At 39.4% G+C, this 25,302-nt stretch carries 18 protein-coding genes and 2 other annotated features; of the genes, 17 read left to right on the top strand and 1 reads right to left on the bottom strand.

Annotated elements, in window-relative coordinates; genetic code table 11:
• Nucleotides 1-84: 84 nt before the first annotated feature.
• Nucleotides 85-297 (top strand) — a binding site (T-box leader).
• 49 nt (nucleotides 298-346) lie between these two features.
• The 6 genes from pheS (at nucleotide 347) to BUE08_RS06270 (ending at nucleotide 8,687) form a co-directional block, all read left to right on the top strand.
• A complete protein-coding gene (gene pheS, locus BUE08_RS06295; protein WP_286680599.1) occupies nucleotides 347-1,363 on the top strand; it encodes a phenylalanine--tRNA ligase subunit alpha in 1,017 nt (338 codons plus the stop codon).
• A 15-nt stretch (nucleotides 1,364-1,378) separates the two neighbouring features.
• Entirely contained in the window at nucleotides 1,379-3,775 is a 2,397-nt protein-coding gene (gene pheT / locus BUE08_RS06290; RefSeq protein WP_286680598.1) for a phenylalanine--tRNA ligase subunit beta, read from the top strand.
• Nucleotides 3,776-3,859: 84 nt separating this feature from the next.
• Nucleotides 3,860-4,132: a cell division protein ZapA gene (locus BUE08_RS06285; RefSeq protein WP_059031542.1), complete on the top strand. Its 273-nt coding sequence runs from the start codon at nucleotides 3,860-3,862 to the stop codon at nucleotides 4,130-4,132.
• A 6-nt stretch (nucleotides 4,133-4,138) separates the two neighbouring features.
• Entirely contained in the window at nucleotides 4,139-5,860 is a 1,722-nt protein-coding gene (polX, locus tag BUE08_RS06280; RefSeq protein WP_286680597.1) for a DNA polymerase/3'-5' exonuclease PolX, read from the top strand.
• Complete coding sequence (locus BUE08_RS06275; RefSeq protein WP_286680596.1) at nucleotides 5,857-8,220, top strand: endonuclease MutS2; 2,364 nt, start codon at nucleotides 5,857-5,859, stop codon at nucleotides 8,218-8,220. The genes polX and BUE08_RS06275 overlap by 4 nt, the downstream gene beginning before the upstream one ends.
• A gap of 2 nt (nucleotides 8,221-8,222) precedes the next feature.
• On the top strand, nucleotides 8,223-8,687 hold the full coding sequence (locus BUE08_RS06270) for a 2-thiouracil desulfurase family protein (protein ID WP_286680603.1): 465 nt from the start codon (nucleotides 8,223-8,225) through the stop codon (nucleotides 8,685-8,687).
• A 254-nt stretch (nucleotides 8,688-8,941) separates the two neighbouring features.
• Here BUE08_RS06270 and BUE08_RS06265 read toward each other — a convergent pair whose 3' ends face one another.
• Nucleotides 8,942-11,377 carry a transglycosylase domain-containing protein gene (locus BUE08_RS06265; RefSeq protein ID WP_286680595.1) on the bottom strand — a complete coding sequence of 812 codons (2,436 nt, stop codon included), beginning with the start codon at nucleotides 11,375-11,377 and terminating at the stop codon, nucleotides 8,942-8,944.
• A 252-nt stretch (nucleotides 11,378-11,629) separates the two neighbouring features.
• Nucleotides 11,630-11,853: a binding site (T-box leader), on the top strand.
• 65 nt (nucleotides 11,854-11,918) lie between these two features.
• Between BUE08_RS06265 and ileS the strand changes: the two genes are divergently transcribed.
• The 11 genes from ileS (at nucleotide 11,919) to BUE08_RS06210 (ending at nucleotide 25,272) form a co-directional block, all read left to right on the top strand.
• Nucleotides 11,919-15,056 (top strand): isoleucine--tRNA ligase, encoded by a 3,138-nt coding sequence (gene ileS, locus BUE08_RS06260; protein ID WP_286680594.1) that lies wholly within the window; start codon nucleotides 11,919-11,921, stop codon nucleotides 15,054-15,056.
• 17 nt (nucleotides 15,057-15,073) lie between these two features.
• Nucleotides 15,074-15,574, top strand: coding sequence for a nitroreductase family protein (locus tag BUE08_RS06255; protein WP_213951606.1), 501 nt, complete (start codon nucleotides 15,074-15,076; stop codon nucleotides 15,572-15,574).
• Complete coding sequence (locus BUE08_RS06250) at nucleotides 15,559-16,452, top strand: DNA-3-methyladenine glycosylase family protein (RefSeq protein ID WP_286680593.1); 894 nt, start codon at nucleotides 15,559-15,561, stop codon at nucleotides 16,450-16,452. Before BUE08_RS06255 ends, BUE08_RS06250 begins: the two co-directional genes overlap by 16 nt.
• Before the next feature lie 114 nt (nucleotides 16,453-16,566).
• Complete coding sequence (locus BUE08_RS06245; RefSeq protein ID WP_174221065.1) at nucleotides 16,567-16,740, top strand: hypothetical protein; 174 nt, start codon at nucleotides 16,567-16,569, stop codon at nucleotides 16,738-16,740.
• Between the two features lie 237 nt (nucleotides 16,741-16,977).
• On the top strand, nucleotides 16,978-17,994 hold the full coding sequence (locus BUE08_RS06240; protein ID WP_273038943.1) for an ABC transporter ATP-binding protein: 1,017 nt from the start codon (nucleotides 16,978-16,980) through the stop codon (nucleotides 17,992-17,994).
• Complete coding sequence (locus tag BUE08_RS06235) at nucleotides 17,957-18,946, top strand: ABC transporter ATP-binding protein (RefSeq protein WP_059031537.1); 990 nt, start codon at nucleotides 17,957-17,959, stop codon at nucleotides 18,944-18,946. Before BUE08_RS06240 ends, BUE08_RS06235 begins: the two co-directional genes overlap by 38 nt.
• On the top strand, nucleotides 18,946-19,908 hold the full coding sequence (locus BUE08_RS06230) for an ABC transporter permease (protein WP_273038945.1): 963 nt from the start codon (nucleotides 18,946-18,948) through the stop codon (nucleotides 19,906-19,908). The genes BUE08_RS06235 and BUE08_RS06230 overlap by 1 nt, the downstream gene beginning before the upstream one ends.
• Nucleotides 19,909-19,913: 5 nt before the next feature.
• Nucleotides 19,914-20,762 (top strand): ABC transporter permease, encoded by an 849-nt coding sequence (locus BUE08_RS06225; RefSeq protein ID WP_059031535.1) that lies wholly within the window; start codon nucleotides 19,914-19,916, stop codon nucleotides 20,760-20,762.
• Nucleotides 20,763-20,778: 16 nt separating this feature from the next.
• Nucleotides 20,779-22,389, top strand: a complete 1,611-nt coding sequence (locus BUE08_RS06220; RefSeq protein WP_059031534.1) for an N-acyl-D-amino-acid deacylase family protein — start codon at nucleotides 20,779-20,781, stop codon at nucleotides 22,387-22,389.
• Between the two features lie 22 nt (nucleotides 22,390-22,411).
• The gene (locus BUE08_RS06215) at nucleotides 22,412-24,052 is read left to right on the top strand and encodes an ABC transporter substrate-binding protein (protein WP_213951609.1); all 1,641 of its coding nucleotides are present in this window, start codon (nucleotides 22,412-22,414) and stop codon (nucleotides 24,050-24,052) included.
• A gap of 23 nt (nucleotides 24,053-24,075) precedes the next feature.
• A complete protein-coding gene (locus BUE08_RS06210; RefSeq protein WP_059031696.1) occupies nucleotides 24,076-25,272 on the top strand; it encodes a dipeptidase in 1,197 nt (398 codons plus the stop codon).
• Nucleotides 25,273-25,302 lie beyond the last annotated feature (30 nt).

The following is a 25,302-nucleotide window of genomic DNA, read 5'->3' as shown; positions in this document are numbered from 1 at the left end:
CCTGAGGCGGAACTTTTTTGGAACATTTTTGAGACTACCGGTTCTATTGTAGCTTATCTTATTTATAGACAATTTTTAACTTCGTAAAATGCTATGAAAGAGAGAGTAGACGGATGTACCTTTTCAGGGAACACAGGCCACGGACTGCAAGCCTTTGTATGGGAAGCCGTTGAAGTTCACTCTGAAGCTGAGAGGTTGAAATTGAAGTAGGCCTCCCCGGTTTTTGCCGTTATAAATTTCGAGGGTTTGTGAAACTAAAAAAGGGTGGTACCACGGAAGAAGGCTTTCGTCCCTAGTGTATTAGGACGGAAGCTTTTTATTATCTAATGACAGGAGGCAAGTTAAGTTGAAAGACGATTTGATAAACTTAAGAGAAAGAGCTTTAAAAGCCTTATCTGAAGCTGATAGTATCGACAAATTAAATGACATGAGAATTAAAATTTTAGGTAAAAAAGGAGAGCTAACCCAGATTTTAAAAGGAATGGGCAAGCTTTCCGATAAGGAACGACCCGAGATAGGAAAACTCGCAAACGAAATAAAAACAGAGCTTGAACAGAAGATTGCCGAAAAAGAGCTAGAATTAAAGAAGGCGTTAAAAGAAGAAAGAATGCGCCGGGAATTTATAGATGTTACAATTCCTACTAAGGTTTTACTGGGAGCAAAACATCCCCTCACCCTTGTTATGGATGAAATAAGGGATATATTTATAGGTCTTGGATACAAAGTAGTGGAAGGACCTGAGATAGAGCTTGAATATTATAACTTTGAGGCATTAAATACTCCGGCGGATCATCCGGCACGGGATATGCAGGACACCTTTTACATAAGCGACGAAATACTTCTTCGGACCCAGACCTCGCCGGTTCAAATACGGACAATGGAAAAAGAGCAACCGCCCCTTAAAATAATTGCACCGGGCAGGGTTTTTAGATCTGACACCGTAGACGCCACACACTCACCGATGTTTCATCAGGTAGAAGGACTTGCAGTAGGTGAGGGTTTTACAATGGGAGATTTAAAGGGAACCCTTGTTACTTTCGTGCATGAGATGTTCGGCCGGGACAGAAAATCGCGATTTCGCCCTCACTTTTTCCCTTTTACAGAGCCTAGTGCCGAAATGGATATTTCCTGCATAGCCTGTCACGGCAAAGGCTGCCGAGTTTGTTCATATACCGGTTGGCTGGAAATATTAGGCTGCGGCATGGTACACCCTAATGTGCTTCGAAATGTAGGTCACGATCCTGAGAAAATTAATGGTTTTGCATTCGGTATGGGAGTCGAGCGGATAGCAATGCTAAAATATGGGATTAATGATTTAAGACTTTTTTACGAAAATGATCTGCGCTTTTTAAAACAGTTTTGAGAGGAGGATTTTTAAGTGCTGGTACCTATGAGATGGTTAAAAGAATTTGTTAAAATAAATGAAGAGCCTGAAGAACTTGCCCAGAAACTTACAATGTCAGGCTCAAATGTTGAGGGTGTTGAATATTGGGGGAAAGATATTAAAGGCATAATAATAGGCGAGATTGAAAAAATAGAAAAACACCCTGATGCCGATAAATTGATAATTGTATATGTAAATACAGGGAATGAAACAGTGCAAATAGTAACAGGAGCCACAAATGTTAGAGAAAAAGACAAAGTGCCCGTAGCCTTAAATGGTTCAATTATTGCCGGTGGCAAGAAAATCAGAAAATCCAAGTTCCGCGGAGTAGATTCATGGGGAATGCTTTGTTCTGCAGAAGAACTGGGGCTAGACGACCACGGTTTACCTTCCGAGATGCAGGAAGGTATATTGATACTTCCTGAGGATGCACCGGTTGGCACAGATATAAAAGATTATCTTCCCTTAGAAGATGCGGTTATCGATTTTGAGATAACACCCAACAGACCGGACTGTCTGAGCATTATCGGAATGGCTAGAGAAACGGCGGCTACATTGAAATCAAAGCTTACTATTCCCGAGATAGCTTTAAATGAAGAAGGAGAAGAATTTGTAAAAGACAAGGTTACAATTAAAATCGAAGCAGAAGATTTGTGCAAAAGATATACGGCGCGAATCATAAAAGATATAAAAATAGAGCCATCGCCTTTATGGATGCAGCGCAGATTACAGACCTGCGGAATCCGTTCCATAAACAACATCGTGGATATTACAAACTATGTAATGCTAGAGACAGGCCAGCCTTTGCACGCATTTGATTATGACAAGATTAGAGGAAATTCGATTATCGTAAGACGGGCAAGACCCTCGGAGGAACTTGAAACACTTGATGGAAATATAAGAGAGCTAAATGAAGATATGTTGGTAATTGCAGATAAATCAAGGGCATTAGGCCTTGCAGGAGTTATGGGCGGAGCAGATTCCGAGATAACATCTTCTACCAGAAACGTGTTAATAGAATCTGCTAACTTTTTTGGTCCAAATATCCGCAGGACTTCAAGACAGCTTGGTCTAAGATCAGAGTCGTCCATGAGATTTGAAAAGGGCCTTGACCCCAATATTTGTCTTATGGCTGCAGATAGAGCCTGCCAGCTTATTGAACAATTAGGAGCGGGGAAAGTCTTAAAAGGGTGTGTAGATGTATTTCCCGCAAAACCTGCGCCAAGAGAGATTGCATTCAGTCCAGATAGAATAAACAAAGTTTTAGGCACTTCTATACCCCAAGATGAAATGATAGATATATTAAGGAGACTTGAAATCGATGTAAGGCATGACTCAGGTATACTAAAGGCCATCGTTCCTACTTTCAGGCAGGATTTAGTAGAAGAAGCTGACCTTGTAGAAGAAATCGGCAGAATGTATGGCTATGACAAGCTACCAACAACTTTGCCCTATGGCAATGTAACCCAAGGCAAACTTGATGATTATCAAAAATATATAGATGATATAAAGGATGTACTGGTTTATAACGGTTATTTTGAAACATATACGTATTCCTTTGTAAGTCCCAAAGTATTTGACATCATAAAGACTCCTAATGACAGTCCGCTTAGAAAAGCCATCGAACTCCTAAATCCTTTAGGGGAAGAAAGAAGTATTATGAGGACTACGCTTTTGCCAAATATGCTTGACGCCATAAGTTTTAATTTGAATCATAAGGCGGAAGAACTCAGGTTTTTTGAAATAAGTTCCGTATATCTGCCCAAACAGCTTCCGCTTAAAGAGTTACCCGTGGAAAATAAGCGAATTGTTATGGGGCTTTGCGGCGAATCAATGAACTATTATGATTTAAAGAAAGCAATAGAGACAATCTTTACAAAACTGCGCATAAAAAACTGGGATTTTATTCCAGCCAGTCATTTTGCTTTTCATACAAGTCGCTGCGCTAAGATTTTAATCGGAGATAAGGAAATCGGTTTTGTAGGCGAAGTGCATCCTGATGTCTTGGAAAACTATGAAATTAATAAAAAAGTCTATGCTGCGGAGCTAGACCTGGATACCATACTTGAAAATGCATCAAATAAGGTAATATTTAAACCGCTGCCTAAATTTCCGGCTTCAGAGCGGGATCTTGCAATTGTTGTCGATGAAAGAGTGCTTGCGCGGGATATTATAAAGGAAATTTGCGAAAGCGGAAAGCCGCTGTTGGAAAGCGTTGAGCTTTTTGATGTGTATCAAGGAGGCCAAATAGCAAAAGGCTATAAGAGCATGGCATTTTCACTGGTTTTTAGAGCGCCTGATAGGACACTTACAGATATTGAGGTAAATGAAGTCTTTGAAAAAATAGAAAAAAGTCTTAAAGATAAATTTAATGCTTCCCTGAGAGAATAAAGGATTTTTTAAAAAATTAGAGAATAAATAATATATAAGATGAAGCGGTGCCAGCGGCGCAAATAAAGATTGAGGGTGATGGATATGCCTAATGAAAATAGGCCGATAAGCAAAGTCAAAGTCAATATAAGCGGCGAAGACTATTGCATAAAGGGAGCAGCATCCCAAGAATACATTAAAAAAGTTGCAAAACATGTGGACGATGAAATGTATAAGCTCTCCCAAACCTACCCGAACCTTAGCCGAACGCGAATCGCAGTATTGGCAGCCCTTAATATTACCGATGAACTTTTTAGGCTCAGGGAAGAATATGAGGAGTTCTTGTCGACATTTGATTCAGATGATACGAAGGATTGACGAGAGATGAGAAATTTTGAAGTAGCCTTTATTTTTAATGATATAGCAGATATGCTGGAAATCAAAGGCGAGAATTTTTTTAAAATAAGGGCATACAGAAAAGCAGCTCGCACAATTGAAAATCTCCCGGTAGAGATTGAAGAAATGGCAAAAGAAGGACGCTTACAAGAAATTGAAGGTATAGGAAAAGCCTTATCTGATAAAATTTATGAGATTTTAGAAACCGGCACCTGTCATTACTATGAAAATCTTAAAAAAGAAATTCCACCGGGTCTTGTAGAGATGCTTAAAATACCAGGTTTAGGTGCAAAAAAGATAAAAGTTATCCATGATACTTTAGGAATTTCATCTATTGAAGAACTGGAAAAGGCAGCTCGTACTAAAAAACTTAGAACGGTCCCGGGCATAGGCACAAAAACTGAGCTTTCTATATTAAAAGGCGTTGAAGCTCTGAAAAACCGAGCAGGGAGGGTTTTGCTTGCAACTGCTCTCTTAGTGGCCGATCAGGTAGTATCTTCTCTGTCGAGCATGAAAGAAGTTACTGATGCAGAGGTAGTAGGCAGCCTGCGGCGAAAAAAAGAGATGGTGGGAGACATAGATATAATTGCAGCGACAGCGACTCCGGAGACGGTTTTAAACGATTTTTCAAAAATACCTCATATAAGCGAAATTACAGAGCGCGGCGCTACAACTGTTAGCGCAATACATGACATGGGAGCTAAAATAGATTTAATACTTGTAACTCCGCAAGAGTTCTATCCTGCACTAAGGTTTTTTACAGGAAGCGTAGATCATAATACTGAGCTGCAAAGTTTAGCCCAAACTATGGGATATGATTTAGATGAAACAAAAATTTTAAATAAAAATAGCAACGAAATATTTTATCCAGAAAGCGAAATACAAATTTATGAAAAACTCGGCCTTCCCTATATAATACCGGAATTGAGAGAGGGCAGGGGAGAAATCAAAGCCGCAAGATGCGGCAAATTGCCTGAAGTAGTGGAACTCGAAGATATTAAAGGAGATCTCCACATTCACAGCAATTTCAGCGATGGTATAAGCTCCATAAAAGAAATTGCCAAAAAGGCAAAATCATTAGGATATGAGTATATTGCAATAACAGATCATTCAAAGTCATTAAAAATAGCAGGCGGAATAGATGAAGAAAAACTAAAAGAACAGATTGCCGCAATCAAAGAAATAAACAAAAAAAGCGATGAAGTTTATATTTTGACAGGTATAGAGGTAGATATACTAAGCGATGGGACATTAGATTTCAGCGATGATGTCTTAAGCAAGCTTGATATTGTCATAGCTTCTATTCACAGCGGATTTAAACAGGATACCGATACCATTACAAATAGAATAATTACCGCTTGCCAAAATCCTCATGTGGATATAATTGCCCACCCTACAGGCAGGATTTTGGGAAGACGCGATCCGTATGCAGCAGATATGGACAAAATCCTTGAAGCGGCAGCTGCAACCAATACAGTGCTTGAAATAAATTCATCACCGGACAGGCTTGATTTAAATGATTTGATGGCGCAAAAGGCAAAAGAGATGGGGATAAAAATGGTTATAGATACTGACGCTCACGACAAGGAAGCATTGGAGGATATAAAATACGGAGTTTGGACGGCAAGACGCGGCTGGCTTGAAGAAAAGGATATTGCAAATACCATGCCTCTTGATGAGCTTTTAAAATTTTTTAAGGTGAAGAAATGAATAAAAAAGTTGAAACAATACTAGAGTATGATAAAATCAAAAAAATATTGAGCGAATATGCTATTTCAGATATTGCAAAGGAAGAAATAGAAAAACTTGCTCCCTATTCAGATGAACAAGTCGTAAAAAGACTCCAACAAGAGACAAGCGAAGGGTCGGCGGTTACAAGGTCCGGCACTGATTTGCCTTTGGATGGTATAAGAGATATACGCGGAAGCCTTAACCTTGCAAAGGTCGGTGGGATGCTTTCACCAAAAGAGCTCCTTGATATAGCATCAGTCATGGAAACATCTAGACTGGTAAAATCTATTTGGAACAAGAAAAAATTAGAAGATACCCCTATTATCGATGAGATAGTAAACTCGCTTCATACATTTTTGTCATTGGAAGAAAAAATAAAACGAGCGATAATCAGTGAAGATGAAATAGCTGACGATGCAAGCCCGAAGTTAAATTCAATCAGGAGACAGAAAAAGAATCTTTCACAAAACATCCGGAACAAGTTAAACGAGATTATCTCGTCTCCTTACTATCAAAAAGCACTGCAGGATTCTATTGTTACAGTAAGACAGGACAGATATGTGGTTCCGGTAAAACAAGAATTCCGAAGCAGTATTCCCGGCGTCATTCACGACCAATCTGCCAGCGGCGCTACTTTATATATAGAGCCTATGGCGGTAATGAAGATGAACAATGAACTTAGACAGCTTGAAGCAGAAGAAAAAAATGAAATAGAACGAATCTTGATGGATTTTTCTGAAAAAATACAGGAAAATGCCGATTTTCTCTATGATACCTTATATGCTCTTGCCCACCTTGATTTTATTATGGCAAAAGCAAGATACAGCTTAGCCCTAAAAGGCGTAGAGCCCATATTTAACAATAGAGGCTATATAAATATATTGCAGGGTAGACATCCTTTGCTAAAAGGCGATCCGGTTCCCCTTGACATATTTTTAGGGGATAAGTTCAATATATTAATTATAACGGGCCCTAATACAGGCGGAAAAACGGTTGCACTTAAAACTGTAGGACTTTTCGTCTTAATGGCCCAATCGGGACTTCATTTGCCTGCCAAAGAAGGCACTGAGATTTCTATATTTGAAGAGGTTTTTGCAGATATAGGCGACGAACAGAGCATTGAGCAAAGCCTCAGCACCTTTTCCTCACATATGAAAAACATAAAGGAAATTATTGATTTGGCAAACGATAAAAGCCTTGTTATTCTTGATGAACTGGGAGCCGGAACTGATCCCACAGAAGGGGCTGCCCTTGCCATGGCTATTTTAAACTACCTTTATAAAAAGGGAAGTAAAGTGCTGGCGACCACCCATTACAGCGAACTTAAAGCCTTTGCATTTTCAACAGAAGGCGTAGAAAATGCCAGTATGGAGTTTGACCTTGCCACGCTCAGCCCTACTTATAAAATGACTATTGGGATTCCGGGTAAAAGCAATGCCTTCGAGATAGCAAAACGCTTGGGTTTAAAGGAAGAAGTTGTTAACCTTGCAAAGGGCCTGGTGGCTGAAGAAAATCTTAAGCTGGAAGATTTGCTTACACATATAGAACAAGAAAAAAGCAGGGCTGAATTAGAAACAGAAGAACTTAAGGCATTAAAAGCAGAATACGCTAGAAAACTCGAAAAGCTTGAAGAAGAACAGCAAAAACTTAAGATACAAGAAGAAAAAATACTTGAGAGCGCCAGAAAAAAAGCCCGCCTGATGCTTGATAAGACCGAGAGAGAAGCTGAGCAGATTATCAGGAGCCTAAAAGAGGCCGAAGCCGAAAGGCAACTCCACATCAAAAGCCAAGCAGCTGAAGAAGCTCGGACATGGCTTAGGGAAATGGGCGAAGAATTACAAGATTCAAAGATCGAGGTTATAGAAAGCAACGGCAAAAACTACAGAAAATTATTAAAACCGGGTCAAAAAGTGAGGATATCAAATTTAGGGCAAGAAGGTTATATATTATCTCTTGATGAGTCATCAAAATCTGCTATGGTGCAGGTAGGAGTTATGAAGGTAAGTGTCCCGACGGCAAGCCTTATCCCTGTTAAAGAGAGAGAAATGGAAGAAGAAAAATCCCGCTATTCGTCAATTGCAATGGATAAAGCTCGCCAAATTTCAACCGAAATAGATCTAAGGGGCTTAACTTTGGACGAAGCGCTTATAAAAGTGGACCGTTATCTTGATGATGCAAAAATTGCCGGAATTCCAAGAGTAACCTTGATACACGGAAAAGGAACCGGCGCACTTCGCAAAGGAATAACAGAGATGCTGAGAAATCGGCGGGATATAAAATCATTTAGACTAGGAAATATTGATGAGGGCGGCTCCGGAGTAACGGTGGTGGAGTTGTGAAGATGATTCTTGTAAGCGCATGTCTAATAGGACTAAATACTCGATATGATGGAAAGAATAATTTTCATCAGGTTTTCTGTGATATGGTAAAAAATAAAATTGCAGTTCCTTTTTGTCCCGAACAGGCAGGAGGTCTTGCAACACCGCGCTGCCCATCAGAAATATTGGGCGGAGACGGCACAGATGTTTTAGATGGGAACGCAAAAGTTATTACAAGGGAAGGCTTAGATGTAACAGAAAATTTTTTAAAAGGTGCTTTCGAAACTCTAAAACTTGCGGAAATTATAGGGGCAAAAGAAGCCATACTAAAATCCAAGAGTCCATCATGCGGCTCAAAATGTATATATGATGGGACTTTTAGCAAAAAACTTATAAATGGAATGGGAGTTACTGCGGCATATCTTTATCAACATAATATATCTGTGGTAGACTCAGATGAATATCTTAAGCAAAGGAAGCACAGCTGACAATGTCTGAAGTAAACCTTTAAAAGGCTTACTGCCGATAACCGTTTTACGCTCAGAAAAATTGCCAACCGCAAAACTTTTTGGCGGCCACCATCGCGGGTGGCTTATTTTTTTGCCATTCTTTACAAACTTATCGGTAAACGGGTACTGAAGTTATTTTTTATCCATCAGCTATGCGGGTAGATAGCGATAAAAATAAAGAGCCCAAACATTTCAAATGATATGCTTGGGCTCTTTAGAAAATCTAGACATATTTAGTTTTTCTTTTCAGGTGACTGGACTGTATCTTCTGTTTCGTTTTTGTTATTTCCATTCTTGCCTCCGCTGCCATTTTTGTCAGTGGGCCTTGATGGCAGTATCCCCTCCAAACCTCCTCCTGAGCTGTTGTTATCTTCGGAATCCGGTGGCGTCTCCTCTGAGCCATTTTCTTCAGGCGGTACAGGCGCCGATGTGTGCACATTGCAGGACTCAGTTGGCGGCTGATATTTTGCGTCAAGAGGAATTTGCCCTGTTGGAGATGCTGAATATGGCGGTCTTTTTATAAATACCTTCCGCACAACCAATTCTTCAGGGCAAAACTGTGTTGCTAAAAGGCCGGTAGAGCTATCAACAAATTCTTCCACATGAACATCACAAGTCTGCGTGGGTTCGGTGCCTTTTATAAAATATTCATTGCGTATCCTGCTTCCTCGCGGATCTTTTGCACAAAATTCACCAGGCAATTTGCCTGAATCTACACATATAGCTATGGGCCCCACGATACCTGACGGCTTTGTAAACTGGGTTTTTGCAAGGCCTTCGTGAGCAACTGCCATTATTTGTTTCCACATAAGGGCCGGTTGATAACCACCTGCCACATTAGACATAGTTATAGGCTGATCATGGCCCATCCATACTACACCTGCAAGATGCGGTGTGTAGCCTACCCACCATACATCCTTATCATCGGAGGTAGTGCCGGTTTTTCCGGCTACCGGGTAAGGAAAGTTTGCAAGACGCGTTCCTGTGCCTTCCTTTACAACGCTTCGAAGCATATCAGTCATAATAAAAGCTGTCTGCTCGCTTACCGCTACTTCTTGCTTAGGTTTATTTTCATATATAACTCGGCCGGTTTTGTCTGTTACTTTTAAGATTGCAACAGGTTCTACGTGAATACCCCCGTTTGCAAGAGTTCCAAAAGCAGAAACAAGCTCCAGTGGTGTTACACCCTTCGTTATACCGCCAAGAGCTGAAGAAAGCTGTCTGTCATTTTTGCTCCCAGTTAAGATAAGGCTTTTTATACCAAGCTTCTGAGCATATTCGATACCCTTATCAACACCTATTTGATTAAAAACTTTTACTGCGACAACGTTTACCGAATCTGCTATGGCTTTTCTTATAGTTGTAAGACCTCTAAAAGTATTTGTGTAGTTTTTAGGAGACCATATTCCCCCTGAACCTGATGAAAAAGATACAGGCGAATCATCGATTACAGTTGCCGGCGTATAACCCATGTCTATGGCAGCGGTATAAACCATAATTGGTTTAAAAGTTGAACCGGGCTGCCTATATGCTTGCGAGGCCCTGTTAAAGCCTAATTTTTTCTCATGCTCTCGCCCGCCTACCAGCGCCCTTATATATCCTGTATGAGGATCTATTATCACCGCTGCAGCCTGGGGCTGAACTACACCATTTGAATCTTCTTTAGAATAGGGGTAGTTCTTGGGGTTTGCCAACACCTTTTCAGCTGTTTCCTGAACCTTCATATCCACAGTTGTATAAATTTGCAGGCCTCCCGTATAAATTTTGTTATAAGCATCTGCTTCGGAAAGTCCTTCCTCTTCCTCTAAGTATGAAGCAAGCTGCTGTATTACATAATCGGTGAAATACGGCGCCTTGTAATCTGCCTCTGATTCCTTAATACCCGCAAGCTTTATATCTTCATTTTTTGCTGCTTCGGCTTCTTCCTGCGTTATAAATCCCAATTCGGCCATTTTGTTTAGTATAATTTCCTGACGCTCTTTAGCCCTTTCAAAATTAAGATAGGGGGAATAGTAAGAAGGCCCCTTAGGTATGCCGGCAAGCATGGCTGCCTCCGCCAAATCTATATCCTCCACGCTTTTCCCGAAATAAACCTCAGCTGCTGACTCAACACCGTAAGCTGAGTGACCGAAATAGATTTGATTTAAATAAAATTCCATAATTTCATCTTTGGTAAAACGCCGTTCCAGTTGAATAGCAAGCCACGCTTCTTGAGCTTTGCGCTTAAGAGATTGTTCCGGAGACAAGAAAGCGCTTTTTACCAGCTGCTGAGTTATAGTGCTGGCGCCTCGCTTGATAGTTCCGTGGGTTAAATTTGTAAAAAGAGAACCTATAATTGAACGGATATTTATGCCTTTGTGTGAATAAAAATACTGGTCTTCAATTGCTATAAAAGCGTTTACAAGATCCTTCGGTATTTTTTCAAGCGGCACCTGTATTCGATTTTGCTCCCCGTGCAGCTCTGCTATTACATTGTTATCTTTGTCATATACCAGCGATGTTTCACTGGGTTTTAATTTACTGGGGTCAAATTCAGGAGCATCTTTTACATATGCGGCAAAAACCCCTACACCTGTTCCAAATACTGCAATAAGCAGGACCAGAAAAAAAATAAACAGGTTGCGCAGAGTAAGAACCTTCCGCTTTTTTGCCCTTTTCTTGTTTGACATAGCAACCTCCCTTTGCTTTCTGCCTTAAATAAATCAGTTATAAATGTCTGATTTAAGGCTGTGAATGGTAGGTCAAATTTATATTTGTTTGTAAAATAGATAAAAATATTATACCACACAAAAAACTATAAAGAAACTTTTCCATGGAATCCAGCCCAATCCTTTCATCGAGCAGGCGAGAATACAAGGATTATTGACATTGTATATAAAATATTATATCATAAAAAACAAGTGAATATGCAATTAAAGCAAGGTAAAGCGATGAAGGGGACAGTAAGCGCCGAAAAGCCTTTTAGCGAGCCGGAGAGGGTGTAAGTCCGGCAGGCTCAAGCGTCCGAACATCACCCCTGAGTGCGGTTGTGAAACGATAAGGAGTAATAACTGCCGGCGTATGTGCCGTTATTTAAAATAAGAGGAAAAGAGGAAAAGCCTTTTTTCTAGTTGGGTGGTAACGCGGGAGAAATCTCGTCCCTTTGCGGACGGGGTTTCTTTTTTGATATTGAAGCACACAAAATCTAATAGCTAAGACAGGAGGATATGAATGTTTAAAAAAGTAGAACCTACAATGAATTTTGTTCCAATCGAAGAAAAGGTTCTTGATTTTTGGAATAAAGAAGAGATATTCAAAAAGAGCATCGAAAATAGAAAAGATGCTCCTAACTATGTGTTTTATGAGGGACCGCCTACTGCAAACGGTATGCCTCATGCAGGCCACGTGCTTACGCGAGTTATAAAAGACCTGATACCGCGCTACAAGACAATGACCGGTTACAGAGTGGATAGAAAAGCCGGCTGGGATACCCATGGATTGCCGGTGGAACTGGAAGTCGAGAAACAGCTGGGCATAAGCGGCAAACCGCAAATTGAAAGCTATGGCGTAGAAAATTTCATAAAAAAATGCAAAGAAAGCGTTTTTACTTATAAAAATGAATGGCGCAAAATGACAGAACGGGTAGGCTTTTGGATAGACATGGACAACCCTTATGTCACCTATCACAATACCTATATTGAGTCTGTGTGGTGGGCGCTTAAGGAAATTTGGAAAAAAGGCCTCCTATATAAAGGAAATAAAGTGGTTCCTTATTGTCCGAGATGCGGAACTTCGCTTTCAAGCCATGAAGTAGCCCAAGGCTACAAAGAAGTGGAAGACCCATCGGTTTTTGTCAAATTTCCCGTAGCCGGCAAAGAAGACACCTATTTTCTTGTTTGGACTACTACACCCTGGACACTGCCATCTAATGCGGCACTTGCCGTAAAAGATAATTACACATATGTTTTAGTAGAACAAAACGGTGAAAAATATATTCTGGCAGAAGGCAGACTAGAAGTTTTAGATGGCGAATACAAGATTTTAGACAGATTTGCCGGAAAAGAACTGGCATCACTTAAATACGAACCAATATTTCCGTTTTTCGAAAAAGAAAAAGAGTGGGCTTTTTATGTTGTAATGGCAGACTTCGTAACCTTAGAGGATGGCACCGGCATAGTCCACATAGCCCCGGCTTTTGGTGAAGATGACTCGAGAATCGGACATGAATATGGATTGCCTACTCTGCAGCCGGTAGATACCCAGGGAAGGTTTACTGAGGAAGTAGTGCCGTGGGCAGGCATATTTGTAAAAGATGCAGATAAGGGCATTATCAAAGACCTAAAAAATCGCAACATATTATATAAAGCAGAAAAATACAAGCACAGCTATCCCTTTTGCTGGCGGTGTGATACCCCGCTTTTGTATTATGGCCGCAGCAGCTGGTTTATCGAGACTACAGCAATAAGGGAACGACTTATTGAAATTAACAAGGAAATAAATTGGCATCCGGAGCACATCCGAGACGGCAGATTTGGCAATTTCCTTGAAAATGTCATTGACTGGTGTCTCAGCCGGGAAAGGTATTGGGGCACTCCGCTAAATATTTGGATTTGTGATGAATGCGGCTCCCAGCACGCAGTTGGAGGTATACAAGAACTCAAAGAAATGAGCAAAACACCTATCGGGGATATCGAACTTCACAAGCCCTATGTGGATGAAGTTATTTTAAAATGCCCCAAATGCGGTGGTGATATGAAGCGTGTGCCTGAAGTAATCGACTGCTGGTTTGATTCAGGTTCAATGCCCTTTGCCCAATTTCATTATCCATTTGAAAATCAAGACTATTTTAAAACACATTTTCCGGCAGACTTTATATCAGAAGCCATTGACCAAACTCGCGGTTGGTTTTACAGTCTTTTAGTAATTTCTACCCTGCTTTTTGATAAATCCCCCTATAAAAATGTTCTTGTAATGGGTCATATTTTAGATGAACAGGGCATAAAAATGAGCAAACATAAGGGGAATATATTAGATCCTTGGAAAGTGCTCAATGAGCAGGGCGCAGATGCAATGCGCTGGTATCTGTACGTAGCAAGTCCACCCTGGAGCCCCAGCAGATTTTATCAAGATGCGGTAAGCGAAGCCCAACGGCGCTTTTTAGGCACCCTTTGGAATGTATATTCGTTCTTTGTACTTTATGCTAATATAGACGAGTTCGATCCTACAAAGTATTCTTCTTGCCCAGAAAACAGAGCAGAAATTGATCGCTGGCTGCTATCAAGAATTAATACGGTAAATAAACAGGTGCGCCAGAACTTAGATGATTTGGACATAACCGATGCGGCAAGAACATTAGAAGCTCTTGTGGATGATATCAGCAACTGGTATGTGCGGCGCTGCCGGGAACGCTACTGGAAGTCTGGTATGGACGATGATAAAATAGCTGCATATATGACGCTTTATGAGGCACTGGTAACGTTTATAAAGATTGCAGCACCCTTTGTGCCGTTCATGACTGAGGAAATTTATCAAAATCTGGTGTTGACGCCGTATCCCGACGAACCGATAAGCATTCATCTTTGCGATTTTCCACAAGTTAAAGAAGAGCTTATAGATGAAGCTCTTGAACACAAGATGGAACTTGCGCGAAAGATTGTGGAATTAGGCAGGGCTGCGCGAAATAAAGGGAAAATAAAGAACCGACAGCCCCTGCAAAAGATGATGGTTCAGCTGAGAAATCCGGCTGATAAAACGCTAATTGAAGATTTATCGGATATCATCAAGGATGAGCTGAATATCAAAGAGATAGAATATATTGATGTAGCAGAAGAATACTTTACCTATACTGTAAAGCCGCGCTTTGACTTACTGGGACCCAAATATGGAAAACTCATGTCTAAAATATCAAAGGAGCTTTCAACTGCCGAGCCCTTAGAGCTTATAAGGAAGGCTAGGGCAGAGGGCCAAGTAGTGCTAAATATAGACGGCCAGGATATAACCATCCTAGAAAATGAACTTGATGTACGAGCCCAGGACAAAGAAGGTTTCTGTGCGGAAGGCGAAGGCGGTTATTATGTAGTCTTAGATACAACCATAACGCCGGAATTGATGCTGGAAGGTATCGCCCGGGAACTTGTAAGCAAGGTACAAAATATGAGAAAAGAAGCGGGTTTTGCAGTAGAGGACAAGATTTGCCTATATTGCGTTGGGGATGATATAATAAATAAGGCAATTGAAGTGCATGGAGAAGAAATAAAAAGCGATACACTCTCAGTTGCTATTGAAAAAATAGTACCGCCGGCAGATAGTTTTGCAAAAGAGCAGGATATCAATGGCCATAAGGCTAATATCGGTGTTAAAAAAATTTAGTAAAGGGTGTGATATCTTTGACGAATGAAGCGATTCGCGTAATAAAAGAGCGAAGGAGTGTTCGCGAGTATCTTCCTAAACCTATACCTAAGGAGATATTAGAGGATATAGTAGACTGCGGTCGACTTGCCCCCAGTGCAAATAATATCCAGCCGTGGCTTTTTGTGGTAACCACTGAAAAGCCGATAAAAGAAAAAATAGCTAGCCTTGCCACATATGGCAAATTTATTGCAAACGCCGGTGCCTGTATCAGTGTTTTCTGCAGGAAGGATGCTTATCATGCGATAGAAGACGGCTGCGCCGCAACCGAAAATATTTTGCTTGCCGCAAAGGCTTATGATATAGCTTCTTGCTGGGTGGCAGGATACAATAGACCATACAGCGAAGCTATCAGAGAGCTTTTGAATGTGCCGGAGGATTACATGCTTATATCCCTTTTATCTCTCGGGTATTCCGATAAAGTTGTTACAAGGAACAAAAAACCGTTAAAGGAAGTAATACGGTGGGAGAAATACTAGATAGAAGCGAACTTACGATAGAAAACATTATGCCATTTAATATCAAAATAATCGCGGAAGGCGGCCAGGCCTTCCGCTGGAATTATATTAAAGATTGTAATTACATCGGTGTAGTGGGAGACCGGGTTCTGCAAGTTTGTCAGGATGGAGATAAACTCATAGTAAGATCAAACAAAAACGAAGAAGTAAAAGATTTTCTTATTGATTACTTTGATCTTGCGCGAGATTATAAAAAAATAGAAAATGAGCTTTTAAAATACAAAGAAATAGCCGATGCGGTCTTATACTGCAGCGGCTATAGAATTTTATTCCAAGACCCTTGGGAGACCACCATCTCTTTTATAATTTCTGCCAATAATCAAATAAGAAATATAAAAAATACTATAGAAAATATATGTCAAAAATATGGAAATCCTTTAGAATTTCAGGGAAAAACCTATTATTCTTTTCCCGGACCCGAAATATTGGCGAGCCTTTCTTGTGATGAACTTAAGGAAACCAGATGCGGCTATAGGGCAAAATACATTATAGAGACTGCAAAAATGGTAACAAATAAAGAAGTTGATATATATAGTTTAGGTAAACTTTCCACAGATGAGGCAAGAAAAGAGCTTTTACGGTTTCCGGGTGTCGGCAGAAAAGTAGCCGATTGTATATTGCTATATTCTATGAGAAAATTTGATGCCTTTCCCATAGATGTATGGATAAGAAGAGTGCTGGAACATATATATTTTAATGGCAAAGAAGTGTCTATAAGGAAACTTCAAAATTTCGCTGAGTCAAAGTTTGGCAATTTAGCAGGATTTGCGCAACAATATTTGTTTTATTACGCTAGAAATCACCTTAGATCCTTTGCTAATGCTCAGGATGACAGGTAAGAGACATGAGATAGTTCAAAATGATGGCAAAGATGGTTTACTAGAAAAAGTGTTACATTATTATAATGAATGTGCTATAATAATAGTATCAAAAACCTAATGGAGGAGATACTCATGAGTCCTGAACAAACTATTATTATAGCAAATATGTGTAAAGACTATCAGGAAGGTAACACATTTAAGTACCCTCCCGAATATATTATGCAGTATAAATCATGCAAAAGTTGTTCGAATTGGAAAGTCGGAAAATGCGAAAGAGCGTATAATATCTTAAAAGCCATTGACTAAACGATACTGCCAAACCTACATAAGCAAAAGCGCCGGTTCAAAAAAAGTATGAGCGGCGCTTATTTTTTTAAGCCCTTGAGTCCATATCCAAAACAATGCAACCCTTGACAAATACTATAAAAAAGCGTAATATTTTAGTTAAAATGCCGAATAGATTAAAGAGCACTTGAAATACTAATTGATTGAATAGCATAAATAATATATAATTATTCAATTAATTCAGGAGGTTAGTAAAGTTTGTCTAAACTTATTGAGTTTAAAAACTACAGCATGGGTTTTAGAAACGAAAAAGGACAGATTAATAATTTATTAGACAATATTTGCTTTAGCATTGAAGAAGGTAAAGCAGTAGGCGTTGTTGGCGAATCTGGCTGTGGCAAAAGTATGACTAGCCTTTCTATCATGGGCCTCCTGCCGACTTCTGCCGTCATTCAAGGAGGAGAAATCCTTTATAAAGGAACTGATCTACTTAAAAAGAGCGAAATAGAAATGCAAAAAATCAGAGGTAGAGAAATTGCAATGATTTTTCAAGAACCAATGACGGCTTTAAACCCCGTATTAACTATCGGGTTTCAAATTGGAGAAGTTCTAAAGATCCATTTTCCGAATCTTAAGGAAGAAGACATCAAAAAAGAGGTAATTCAGCAACTTGAGCTAGTCGGTATACCTAATCCGGAAGCAAGGGTTAATCAATATCCCCATCAATTCTCCGGAGGGATGAGACAGAGGGTAATGATTGCAATGGCACTTATTTGTAAGCCTAAATTGCTTATTGCAGATGAAGCAACTACCGCTTTGGATGTAACTATTCAGGCTCAAGTGTTAGATTTAATGAAACGACTTAAAGAAAATGGCTCATTGATGGTTGTAACCCATAATCTGGGCGTAGTTGCAGAAATATGCGATAAAGTTGTAGTTATGTACGCTGGCAGGGTAGTAGAACAAGGGAGCTTAGAGGCGATTCTAGAAAATCCGAAGCATCCCTATACCAGGGGGTTGATGGCAGCTATACCAACGATGGTTTCCAGCGATAAAGAGTTATATACTATACCAGGCACTGTGCCCAATATCGAAGACTTTGAAAAAGGTTGTCGGTTTTTTCCAAGATGTGAATATAGATTAGATATATGTAAAGATAATATCCCGCCGACTAAACGTTTAATGAATAATCATTATGTGCAGTGCTGGCTTGAATTTGAAGGTGAGGAGGCTAATGATGACTTCAACAATTCTCAAAGTAGAAAATCTGACTAAATATTTTGATTTAGGCACAAAATGGCTTCAGCCTTCAAAATATGTACATGCAGTAGAGAATGTGTCTTTTGAATTACTTCAATCGGAAACTTTAGGAATTGTAGGCGAATCCGGTTCCGGAAAATCAACACTTGCAAGATTGATATTGGGATTAATAGAACCTACCGGTGGAAAGGTTATTTACAAAGATAAAGATATTACTGGATGGCAGAAATCAACGCTTAACAAAGTTTCTAGGGAAATTCAAATGGTATTCCAGGATCCTTATGCTTCTTTAAATCCAAGAATTAAAATAGGAGATGCTATAGCAGAACCCATTATAGCTCATAAAATTATTAAAGGGCAAAGTGAAATTAGATCAGAAGTTGAAAGATTGCTAAAAATAGTTGGCCTGCAACCTGAGATGTATGAAAGGTATCCCCATGAGTTTTCTGGAGGTCAGCGCCAACGCGTAGGAATAGCAAGAGCTTTGTCGTTAAGACCTAATGTTTTAATTTGTGATGAAGCTGTATCAGCCTTAGATGTTTCTGTTCAAGCTCAAGTCTTAAACTTGTTTAATCACTTAAAGAAACAGCTGAATTTGACTTATATTTTTATAGGACATGACTTATCTGTAGTAAAGTATATAAGTAACAGAATTATGGTTATGTATTTAGGCGAAATTATGGAAATGGCTCCCTCAAAATTTCTCTTCGAAAATACTTTACATCCCTATACCCAAGCCCTCATTTCGGCTATACCAGAAATCACAACCAAAGCATCAAAAAAACGAATTATATTAGAGGGCGACATTCCAAGTCCAGTTAATCCGCCTTCTGGTTGTAGATTTTCCACCAGATGTTTTAAAGTTCAAGATATATGCAAAGAAAAGCATCCGGAACTTAAGGAAGTAATGCCAAACCATTATGTTCGCTGCCATTTTATCGAGGGTAGTCAAGGGAGAGGTGAATAATGGGAAGTTTTTTATTTAGACGAATGTCTAAAGGCCTTTTAACAATAATAGTGTCTGTTACAATAACATTTTTTATTTTGCGTCTCATGCCTGCTGACCCCGTTTCCATACTAATCGATCCAAAGATGGGTCCTGAAGTTCAGGCCCAAATGATCAAACGCTTTGGACTCGACAAGTCTTTACCTGAGCAATATTTCATGTTTCTAAAAGGACTAATTCATGGCGATCTAGGATTGTCATTCAAAAATCAACAACCGGTTATTGATGTTTTAATGCAAAAATTGCCCTGGACTTTATTACTGCTGTTCGCGGTGGTCATTCTTTCTCTTGCTATAGGAATACCAATTGGAGTGTATGCAGCTAGAAAGCAAGGCAAATTTGCAGACAAATTAATAAATTTTTTAGTAACCTTGGGTATATCGGTATTTGTCCCATTTCTGGCTTTTGGATTTTTATACATCTTCGCTTATTTTCTTAAATTGTTTCCCACGGGAGGTGCTTATACACCTCCTCCAAAACAGGGTATTGCTTATTATATAGATGTGGCTAGACATTCCGTTCTTCCTTCTCTTACGCTTTTTTGTTCTAATGTAGCTAGCATAGTATTATATATGAGAAATAGCATGATTGATGTACTTGGTGAAGATTATATAAGAACCGCTTATGCAAAGGGCCTAAATGAACCTCTGGTTATAAAGCACCATGCTTTAAAAAATGCACTTATTCCTACGGTTACTGTAACAGGTCTTATGATGGGTACGATGGTAGGCGGTGCCGTAATGACAGAAACTATTTTTGCTTGGCCGGGGGTAGGACGCTTGATTTACGATTCTGTTTCTGCTATGGATTATCCTGTATTGCAGGGGGCCTTCCTAATACTTGCAGTAAGCGTAGTTTTTATGAACATAATTACAGATCTTATAATTGCCTGGCTAGATCCGCGCATTAAGTTGGGAGGTTAAGAATTGTGGAGAATAGAAGGAGTTTTTTTAAATATTTCATCTCAAATCGCTTAGCACTAGCTGGCCTTATCGGCGTTGCTATTATTATAATTCTAGGTTTGTTTGCCCCTGCTATTATCGAACAACCAAAAGGCTACGGTCCGGATATTCTTTTACCTCCTTCAATAAATTATCCTTTTGGAACTGATAATCTTGGTTTAAATATATTGGCAGAAGTAATATGGGGAGCAAGAACTTCACTTTACGTATCAGCAATAGCAGTAGGTGTAGCTATAATTATTGGCGTTCCGGCAGGACTGATTTCAGGCTATAAAAAGGGCTTTATTGGTTCTATAATAGACAGCATTATTGATATATTCCTTACTCTTCCGGTTCTGCCTTTGATGATAGTAATAGCAGCAGTTGTTGGTTCTTCCATCACTAATGTAGCAATAGTCATAGGAATATTTTCATGGCCTTCTCTAGCTAGAGTAACCAGAAATTCAACATTGAAGATTTCAGAAATGCAGTTTATTGAGGCTGCGAAGTGCCTGGGCATACCCCAATATAGTATAATATTTAAACATATATTACTAAATGTTATGGGACCGGTGCTGGTAAATATTACACTTGTTATGGCAACTGCGGTGCTGTCTGAATCCGGTTTAAGCTTTTTAGGATTAGGAGATCCGACAACATGGTCATGGGGCACCATTCTAAAAAAGGCATGGGATGCGGGAGCAGTTATCGACACTCCGAATCCATGGTGGTGGTGGTTTTGGCCTAGCGTGTTCATAGTTTTTTATGTGGTTAGCTTTAATATTTTAGGCACAGGTATTAATGAGATTCTAAATCCCAAAATTAATAAAAAGTAGATAAGGGGGCATAAAGTTGTATGATGTAATAATTAGAAATGGCTTAGTAGTTGACGGAAGTGGTAGAGAGGCTTTTAAAAGCGATATAGGTGTAATCGGAGAGAAGATTTGCAAAATAGAAGCAGAAATTAATGAAAAAGGATTAACTGAGATTGATGCAAAAGGTAAAATAGTTATCCCCGGTTTCATAGATCCTCATGTTCATGAGGAATGGGTATGTTTTATAGATGGGTCCTACGAATTGTTCTTAAGACAAGGGGTGACCACAGTGGTCAATGGAAATTGCGGTCATTCAATAGTTCCGGGTCCCAGGGAAAATATTTTAAACTATTATTGGGGAAATGGATTAATTAGCACAAAACAAAGAAATGATTATTTAACTAGGTTTCCTGAGTGGCAAGATTTTGATGGTTATGCAAAAGCAGTAGAGGAAAAAGGTACGAATATAAATTTTGCGACACTTTTGGGACATGGTACGATACGATGGTCGGTGATGAATGGAGCTCATGACAGACCGCCGACTGAAGAAGAAGCGGCAATGATAGAGAATATAATGCGGCACAATCTAGAACAAGGCATGTGGGGCATATCATTTGGCTTGGATTACGTGCCTAGCAGGTATGCTGATTTAGACGAATTAGTATCAGTAGCTAAAATTGTAAGAGATTACGACGGTGTTGCAGCTGCACATCTTCGCCACTATATAGGGATAAAAGAAGCAACTGAAGAATTCATAGAGGTGGGAAGGCGATCCGGAGTAAAAATACAGGTTTCTCACTTGAAACCTACATGTCCGGAAGCATTTGAGCTGGTTAGAAAAGCGGCTGAAGAAGAAGGAATGAGAATTTTAGCAGACACTATCCCAAGAAGCACAGGACATTGTACTAGCAAATCGCGATTGCTGCAATTTGTTATGGCGGTTTCCGATGAACTTTTCGCAAGCGGCATAGAAGGAGTAAAAGCTGCTTTAAAAACACCTGAAGGCCGAGAAATGATAAAAAAAGATGCTTATATTTTTGCAGGAGATAAATCAGACAAATTTGTAATATTGTCAGAAGATCCCAGCCTTGAAGGAAGATCTGTAGCAGATATTGCAAAGGAAAGAAACCAAGATCCAGATGAAACTATGCTAGATTTGTTGGCAGATGATAAAAATTATGTATTCTGGCTTGGAGGACCATCAAGAACTGATTTTCCTGCCGACGGACATTGCGAAACAATCGTAAAAAATCCTTATGTTTGCGTAGGCACAGATGAAATTATGGGAGATATAGAAGATCCTTACGATTGGTATGAACTTCAGAGAAGAGGTGGTTTCCCAATATTTATGAAAATGTATCTTAAAAAGAATGTACCTCTCGAAGAAATTGTCCGCAGAAATACTTCAATGGTTGCAAAACATTTTGATATCAAGAAAAGAGGTGAATTAAAAGAAGGAAATTTTGCAGACATAGCTGTAATTGATTTAGATTCCTATAGCTATCCTTCTCCAGAAGAGATAGATTATCGAAAACCTCTTACCATGGCTTCAGGTGTTGACAGCGTAATTGTAAACGGGAAGCTTGCATTAGACAAAGGAGAGCTAAAACGGCCTTTTGCAGGCAAGGTGTTAAGAAGAAACAATTAAAATAATTTTTAGGAGGAAGAAGATGAAAAAAGGTAAATTAGTTTCTTTATTGGTTTTTACCATTGTTTTAGCAATACTTGTCACAGCATGCGGAGGCGGCCAATCTCAACCGGCAGAAAAAACAGGTGGTAGCGAAACAGAAAAGTCAGAACCAAAAGTTGGCGGCGATTTAGTTGTCGGACTTGCAGGAGATCCTTATAGTATTGCGCCATGGGTTTCAAATGACTTAAATTCCTCTTTGATAGCAAATCTAATCGTACCGCCTATTATGGTTACAGACGATCAAGCAAGAAAGGTTCCGTATATATTGAAAGATTATGAAGTAAGCGATGATGCCAAGGTTTACACTGTAACAATTCATGACGGTCTTACATGGCATGATGGAACACCATTTACCGCAGAAGATCTTGCTTTTACATGCGAGTATACAAGAGAGAAGTCTCTTGGACATGGGGCGGATATGTTCGCAGCTGTAGAAAAAGTCGAAGTTATAGATGATACCACAGTAAAATATTACTTATCTAAACCACAGGTGAATTTTCTCAGCCAGACAGGTTTTTGGATTAACATAATGCCAAAGCACATATTCGAAAACGTGGAAGATCCAATGAACTTTGATTATGATGGAACCGGTTATGGACCTTTTAAGTTGAAAGAATATAAAAAAGGTGAATATTATACCTTTGAACGAGTTCCTAATTGGCCGCTTGCAAATGATGGCCTTGGAGCATATCTCGAAACTATAACTTTCAGAATTTTTCCGGATCCAAATGCACTTGTGCTTGCCATGAAAAATGGCGAAGTTCACGTATCCGGCTCTGCAATGCCAATAGCATCACAAAAACAATTGGAGGCATCACCTGATAAGTTTGGCATAATGAAGGTTAACTCCCTAGGTTATGGCTATATAAGCTTTAACTATAAGAACGAACTATTGGCAGATAAAAATGTAAGAAAAGCTTTTGCAATGACAATTGACCGCGATGCGCTTGTTAATACTGCATTGCAAGGCGGCGCAATAAAGATGGAAACACCTATTTCACCTGTATATAAGGATTTGGTAAAATCAAATATTAAATTTCCGGCATTTGATATCGAAGGTGCAAAAAAAGTCTTAACAGATGCAGGCTATACAATGAACAAAGACGGCGTAATGGAGAAAAATGGAAAAAAACTCGAATTTGAGCTTATTTACAGAACTACTACAGCAAACGTAGATGCTATGGTAAATATAGTTAAGGCAAATGCTGAAAAAGCCGGATTTGCTATTAACCTTAAACCTGTAGATCCTGCAACGTATACAGATAGAGTGGTAAAGCAACGCAATTTCGATATTAATCTAATTGAGTGGGGCGTAATCGACGATCCGGATTCCTCTTTAGGTACAATCTACAGATCAGATGCGGCACTAAACTTTATGGGTTATAAGAATGAGAGAATTGATGAGCTGCTTGACATGTCTGAGAGGGAAATCAGTTACGAAAAGCGCATAGAAATTATGAATGAGTTTCAAAAAGAATTTGTAGAAGAACTGCCGTCAATAAACCTGTTTGTAAGAACTAATGCTTATGGTTATTCAAAAGATTTTGAAGGCTGGGATCTGACACCGGGTCTTTATGGCTTGTTGGCAGCAAAAGATATTGTTAAAGTTTACAAAAAATAATAAGAGGTGACTTGCAATTGGGAATAAAAACAGCATATAAGGGTTATAAGGCTTATTCTTATTTAGAGCCAGGCAAGGATTATCAAGATTTCGAGTTTGTTGATTGGAATTGGACAGGCGGTTATTTAGTGCCACTCGATGAAACCCAGGAAGAAAGAGTTCAAAGGTTAGCAAAAGAAAAGATTTTTATTGCTTTGCATGAACATCCTACTTTATTTCCAAAGGATATGTCGAAAACTCCGGAGTATAATACAGCAGGAAGAGAGTTTTGCGCATATGAAGCATTATCTCATTCTTGCATAGACTGTGTTTTTGATAATATGATGGATGGAACAAATACAATTTCATCCAAAGCGGGTTGGAAATGGCAAGACATAATTCACGATTTAGGAATGCGATTATGTGATATCGCCCATCAAGATTTTTTAATTCATTGCAAACGAGTTGAAGATATCTATAAGGCGCATGAAGAAGGAAAAATTGCATGGGTCGCCGTAGTTGAAGGCGCTGCTCCTATTGAAAACGAGTTAGACAGGATTGATATTCTTTATGGCCTTGGTGTAAGGCAACTAGGAATTACTTATTCTGAGTCAAATGCTCTTGGTAATGGTCTTAAAGAAGATAATGATGGTGGTCTAACAAAATTTGGCAAAGCAGCCGTGGAACGTATGAATAAAGTGGGAATGCTCATTGACGTATCTCATTGCGGACCAAAAACTGCTTACGACGCAGTTACGTATTCTCAAAAGCCTATAATCGCCAGTCATTGCGGGGCAAGAGCATTATGGGACAGTAAAAGACTTTTTCATGATGATTTAATAAAAGCTATTGCAGAAAAAGGTGGAGTTGTCGGAGTGGAAGCCGCACCGCATACCACAATGACAAAAACGCATATGACACATGATATTGAATCAGTAATGGAGCACTTTGAGTATATCGCAAATCTTGTTGGAATTGAGCACGTATCTTTTGGAACAGATTCTCTATATGGAGACCACGTAGCTTTGCATAATGTTTACTCCGCAAATCTATCCAAGAAAGAGACGAGTAATATTAATGCAGAATATGAAGAAGTAAAATATGTTAAAGGTCTCGAAAATCCAACAGAAGGATCTTGGAATATTATAAGGTGGCTAGTAAAACACGGGTATTCTGACGAAGATATAGAAAAAGTTATCAGCGGGAATGCTCTCAGGGTCTTAAAACAGGTTTGGAGTTAATTAAAGAAAAAGTCGAAGCGAAATGTAATC

The sequence above is a fragment of the Tepidanaerobacter sp. EBM-49 genome (genome assembly GCF_001896645.1).
Classification (GTDB): domain Bacteria; phylum Bacillota; class Thermosediminibacteria; order Thermosediminibacterales; family Tepidanaerobacteraceae; genus Tepidanaerobacter; species Tepidanaerobacter syntrophicus.
This window is presented reverse-complemented; position numbering and strand designations above follow the sequence as displayed.